This window comes from Leisingera sp. (assembly GCF_034669605.1).
GTDB lineage: Bacteria > Pseudomonadota > Alphaproteobacteria > Rhodobacterales > Rhodobacteraceae > Leisingera.
In genome coordinates this window covers 1-5,043 of record NZ_JAXMOX010000270.1, presented here as the reverse complement: position 1 = coordinate 5,043, position 5,043 = coordinate 1, and the positions used below count along the sequence as shown (strand labels likewise).

Below are 5,043 nucleotides of genomic sequence, written 5' to 3'. Positions count from 1 at the left end.
TTCGGAAGGCGGCGCTCCTACTCGTTGGCCGGGTGCATCGGGTCGAGCGGCCAGCCATCCTCGCCGCGCTCTTCTGAATAGCCCCGTGTCTCCAGCCGCTGCTTGTTCTGATCGTGATCATCCGGGCACAGCGTCTGCAGGTTGTCCGGATCCAGAAACAGCGCCTTGTCACCGCGGTGCGGCACAAGGTGGTCCACCACCAGGAAGCGCCGCCGCGGATTGGCCTGCTCATCGCCCGCCGAGGTCAACGTGCCGTCATTGACGATACCGCGTCGCAGACACGCCCGGCACAGCGGTTCCCGCTCAAGATGCTGCGGCCGCAACTGCCGCCGCCAGGCTGAGAGATTGTAGAGGTGATGGTACTCACTGCGGGCAGACACAAGCGAACCCCCAAAGCAAAAGCGCCCGGCAGTTTCCTGCGGGCGCATTTCGTGATGATGCATATTCATTGCCATACGGTCGTACTAAGCGTCAATACCCTTTCTACCCATCCGGGTTATCAGCGCACGCCTTCATGTGCCGCGCTGCCACCCGAAGCGAGCGAGCAAGGCTTCCCTCAGTCTCCGACAAAGCTTCATTTCCACCAATCTTTGCAACACTTTCCGCAAACCTCTGGTGCTTATCGGCCTGCTCAAACATCCAGTCCGCCGCCATGAACTGGTGACCTCGCGTGAGAATTTCCTTGCTGTCTTTCTTCACAACACCTCTCCTTCTGGTAAATCGACCTGTCATCCTATCCAGCGCTGAACGCAGAGCTTCCTGCAGCGCCTTGATGTGCTTCCCCTGTGCCCGCTTCCCCGGAGCCACCCACCCGCAAGCTTTCAAGACCTGCGAGAACGTCAGCCCGCCAACACAAACCAGATACACAAGGCGGCGGTCACTAATCAGTCCGCGCTTGTTGCGCTCTGACGGCCGGATGCGGCGCACTTCCAGAGCGGCCCTGCCACCGATACGCCGATGCCAATGCTCCAGCCTCTCACGATCCCGCAACAGTGCGTCAATGTACTCGCCACCGCCGCCACCCTGCTGCTGGCTCAGAACCTCGATCGAGGTGCAGCGGACACCAGCACATTCCAATTTCTCGTAGAGCGCACTATAGGCGCGCCCGACCTCCTTCTGTTCAGCAGTGAACAGCACCTTGCGCGCCTGCGCTTCCATAGTGTCGAAAGCATCGGAAATCTGCATGGCCTTGCGCCCGCGATACCCAGCCGACTTGACAGCATACCCTTCGCCGTCCGGATAGAACTGATAAGGATCAAACACCCTGAATGTACCGCGCGCCGGGGCCTCCGGTATCTCCTCCCCGCAGACCGCCGGCACAATCCCGCAGGCCTTCACTGCATCAATCCGCGCCGCCTCTTCCAACGCGCGCTGTTCGCGCGCTGCCAGGTGTTCCTCAATCGGCGTCATGACTGCCGCACCATCTGCGGCCACCACTGCCACACACTCACTCACGCCCGCATCCCTTCTTTAGATCCAGCCTCTTTACGGGCCGCCTTGCCTTCCATCACCCACACCTCGCACTTTTTCAGCGTGCGCTCGTACCAGCGGACAAAGTCTCCCTGATCGTGGATATCGGGAAACCCACGCGCACGCCGCTCCATGATCTTTTGAAATTCGCTGTTGAATTCGGCAGCCCGCCGCCGCACCCGATCTTTCTCAGCACCCTTTGCCGGGGGGCGCTTGTTTTCCCGCCAGAACAGGTATTCCGCCAACAGCACCCCGTCCCGCATTGCTTCAGCCCCAGCACGGGAACGGAACCACCCCAGCAGCTCGGGCAGCTCATCAAGCGGGCGGTATTCCAAAGCCTCCGCCCAGCCCATCACCGTCGCCCGGCAAGGCCAGAAGCATTTCGCTGAACCTTCGCCCTTGGTCTGCAAGGACTGCCGCAACGCAACCAGCCCCTTGTCACTCATATAGGTGATGGAGTCGGCCAGCCGATCCAACAGCGCGCGCTGCTTGTCCTCTGGCGTGCCCTTCGGGAACCGAAACCCGAGATCCTGCAGAGGCTCAATTACCAGCCGCCTCACACGGGCGCGCTTGCTCTCGCTCTGGTCACTGCACATCAGCTTCATGGCTCCTCATTCTATGCCCATCACCGGCTGCCGTCTTGACTGTCCAACTGTCACTGGGGGTAAGGGGGTTCTGATCTGATCTGGTCTGTTCACCGCGGAAAAAAGCGTGACAGTTTTTGGTCAAAAAAAATGTCATCTGGCCGCCCCATCACCATATCTTGTGTGATGGGGGCTTGAGGACACATGCGGACTGTCCAAACTCTGTCCACCAACTGTCCTGTGACTGTCCTGTGACTGTCCGTCGGACAGCTTCGGACTGTCCGGCGACTGTCCAATTGCGTCCAACCGGACAGGACGGACATTTCCGATAACACCGGCGCGGGTGGCCGCCTCCATCACGTTCTTTGTGGTGAGCTGCGCGCCATCCTGTAGCTCATCAAAAACCATATCCTGCAGCTCGTGGAACTTGGCGCCGTTTTCAGTCACGCCGCATTCCATCAGCTTCTTAGCCAGGCGCTCGCGCCTTTTGCGCAATGCGTCCTTGGTTTTTTTGCCCTTCTTTCGGCCCCAAGCATCTTCCACCAACGGCACAATGCGCGCCCAGTATCGCCGCCCGTCCGAATGCATAGGCCACAACTCAAGAGCTTCCTTCAGCTCCGCATCACCAACACTGCGAGGGATGAGCTGCTCGATCGCATGGACCGTTCCTGGCAGCGACCCAGCGGGAGACTGACGCAGACTGACAGCATAGAGGCGGAACACCGCGCCAAGGCCAGCCGAGGACAAGCCAACCGCCCATTCCTCAACCAGCCAATCAATCGGCATATCAATCCGATCAAATCCGCCCAATGAAACCTCAGCCTCAATTGGCGGCTCCGGGTAGTTGTCATACCGGTCAACGTGATCCTGCATTCGTCCGACCTCACATTTTTTTACCTTATGCCCGCCCTGCAGCAGGCCATGAATTCCTGTCAGCCGCGGCCAACGCGCGCCGTCGAAAACGGGCGCCCGTGCGCGTGTTCGTGACGAACAAAATCTGCACCGGTCAAACGCCGGTTCATCTCATCAAAATCTGCTCGGAAGTGCGGGAACCGCTTACAGCGCGCTTTCACCGCCTTAAGCCCATAGACCACTGATGTGTGGCACTGCAGCCCCAACGCTTCCGCCATCTGCGGGGTGCTTAGATTTGTGCGCCGACGCATAAGCGCCATGGCCATCTGACGCGGCCAGGACACCCGGCGGGTTTTATCCGGGCTTATCAGCTCACTTTGGCCGAGGCCGTAATACTCACAGACCACTTCAAGGATCTCTTTGGACCGCATGGGGCGTCGAGGCGATGGCAAGCACTCAGTCATCAGCCAGCACTCCCTCATCAACCTCTGCAAGCCCCAGCCCGCCATCAGGGTAATCCCCGTCACGCTCCAATTTCGCGCGGCACGGCGGCACCCAATGAAATTCAGTCACGCCGGAGCGATGGTCTGCCAAGAACACCACCCAGCAATAGGCTGTGGCGGTGCTGCCTTTTGGGGCCAGCCGCCCCTTGTGCATCACAACCCGCTCAGCGAACTGCAAAACAAACGCAGGCGGGCATTGGGAGAACAGATCCTCATACCGCTTCTGGCCTTCCAGAAAGGCACTGCGCACCAGGAAGGCGCAGCCATCGCGACTTGTGCGCAAAGCCCGTGCAATGAACTGTTCAGCCAATTTGAAAGGCGGGTTTGAAATCGTCCAGTCGACCGCCGCCGGATCAGGTCCGAACAGGTAATCCCGCACCGGGAACCCTGCGCCGTAATCGTGAACGTCTGCGGCATCAACATGATCAAAGATTTCAGCCAGGACGCGCACCATGTGGCCGCGGTTCGCCGCAGGCTCGCGTGCGACACCGCCAGCAGTGAGACCCTGAGACACGAGAAACTGCCACAGCGCCCGCGTAGCCCAAGGCGGGGTCGGGAAGTCATCAAGGCTGTGGTGCGGCTCGCTCCGCTGCTGCATGACGGCGCTGGAATGGTTCTGACCCATCAGACACCCCCGTCCAGCACGTAAACCGGCTTGTTCATTTCCAGCGCAAGAAAGGCAGCCAGCCACACCCCGGCAGAACGCTGCCAGCCGGGCATCACTGGCACAATCACCAGATCGGCGCACCGCACCGGACCTTCTGGCCGCTCAACAGCAAGCTCGGCCTCCGAGGCCATGAACGCCGGAGACAGCGGAAGAATACCAGCGCGCGCCAGCATGCCCATCCAGGCAATCGCCACATCCGCAGCCAGCACCGGCCCGCCGTCAAATCCCGCATAGGGCGTTGCCAGGCAGGCGAGCTTTCCAGCGGCGCTATCTGCAACATCAGCCAGCAAGACACCCTCATGCAGCAACACCGACTTAACGGACTGCCTGCGCAGGCGCTCCCAGTTCAGCGGGCCACCAAAATCAAGCATCAACCACCCCCACGGAAAAAGGGGCGCGCGGCGTCAATCGAGCCGCGCGCCCAAGTTCAACAGGGAGGCAATCGGGGGCTGCCTGCAGGCGCGCCTGCCCCCGGTCGGCGTGAAAAGCGGCTCTCTCAAATCCGCCGCCTGCTGCATTTTCGCAGACAACCGGGGCTTGTTTGCCATCCCGATTGCCCACACCTTCCGCGGTAGACCAACACACAACGAAAGGGATTCTTTGATGTTTTTCCGACTTGCAGGCTGCGCCACCGCCATTGCCATGTTGCTCCCTGCGGCAGCACGCGCCAACTTCCTTTGCAATGACATTGCCGCCTTTGAGATCTGCCGCGCGCTGCACCCCGGCAGCTCCGCCTTCACGGCGATCAACGACTGCATCGCAGTCGAAAAAGCCGCATGCCTTGCGTACAGCGATCTTGCAAAGAAATCTGATGGCACGTTCACGCCCAGCGAAACCGCCGAGGTTAAGGAGTGCAGCGGCAAATCTGCAGTAGGTCTTCACTGGCTGCATCAGTACGATTGCTTGCGCAACCACATCACAGATCGCAACCAGGCTATACTTGCCAACTTCCTGACTGATCGAAATC

The 5,043-nt window shown here is 60.1% G+C and carries 8 protein-coding genes; 1 reads left to right on the top strand and 7 read right to left on the bottom strand.

All coding sequences use genetic code 11. The features are described 5' to 3' along the window. Nucleotides 1-17 precede the first annotated feature (17 nt). The 7 genes from VOI29_RS22430 to VOI29_RS22400 all read right to left on the bottom strand — a co-directional run bounded on the left by VOI29_RS22430 (nucleotide 18) and on the right by VOI29_RS22400 (nucleotide 4,447). Nucleotides 18-380, bottom strand: coding sequence for an HNH endonuclease signature motif containing protein (locus tag VOI29_RS22430; protein WP_323783839.1), 363 nt, complete (start codon nucleotides 378-380; stop codon nucleotides 18-20). A gap of 103 nt (nucleotides 381-483) precedes the next feature. Continuing rightward, nucleotides 484-1,410, bottom strand: coding sequence for a hypothetical protein (locus tag VOI29_RS22425; protein ID WP_323783837.1), 927 nt, complete (start codon nucleotides 1,408-1,410; stop codon nucleotides 484-486). A 41-nt stretch (nucleotides 1,411-1,451) separates the two neighbouring features. After that, on the bottom strand, nucleotides 1,452-2,066 hold the full coding sequence (locus VOI29_RS22420; RefSeq protein WP_323783835.1) for a hypothetical protein: 615 nt from the start codon (nucleotides 2,064-2,066) through the stop codon (nucleotides 1,452-1,454). 141 nt (nucleotides 2,067-2,207) lie between these two features. Then, nucleotides 2,208-2,927 carry a hypothetical protein gene (locus VOI29_RS22415; RefSeq protein WP_323783833.1) on the bottom strand — a complete coding sequence of 240 codons (720 nt, stop codon included), beginning with the start codon at nucleotides 2,925-2,927 and terminating at the stop codon, nucleotides 2,208-2,210. A gap of 59 nt (nucleotides 2,928-2,986) precedes the next feature. Continuing rightward, nucleotides 2,987-3,337 carry a helix-turn-helix domain-containing protein gene (locus tag VOI29_RS22410; protein ID WP_323783831.1) on the bottom strand — a complete coding sequence of 117 codons (351 nt, stop codon included), beginning with the start codon at nucleotides 3,335-3,337 and terminating at the stop codon, nucleotides 2,987-2,989. A gap of 25 nt (nucleotides 3,338-3,362) precedes the next feature. Continuing rightward, nucleotides 3,363-4,034, bottom strand: a complete 672-nt coding sequence (locus VOI29_RS22405) for a hypothetical protein (protein WP_323783829.1) — start codon at nucleotides 4,032-4,034, stop codon at nucleotides 3,363-3,365. Beyond that, nucleotides 4,034-4,447 (bottom strand): hypothetical protein, encoded by a 414-nt coding sequence (locus VOI29_RS22400; RefSeq protein WP_323783827.1) that lies wholly within the window; start codon nucleotides 4,445-4,447, stop codon nucleotides 4,034-4,036. Before VOI29_RS22400 ends, VOI29_RS22405 begins: the two co-directional genes overlap by 1 nt. Nucleotides 4,448-4,679: 232 nt before the next feature. On the opposite strand from VOI29_RS22400, the gene VOI29_RS22395 reads away from it, so the two are divergent. Beyond that, on the top strand, nucleotides 4,680-5,043 hold a 364-nt coding region (locus VOI29_RS22395), incomplete at its 3' end, for a hypothetical protein (RefSeq protein WP_323783825.1).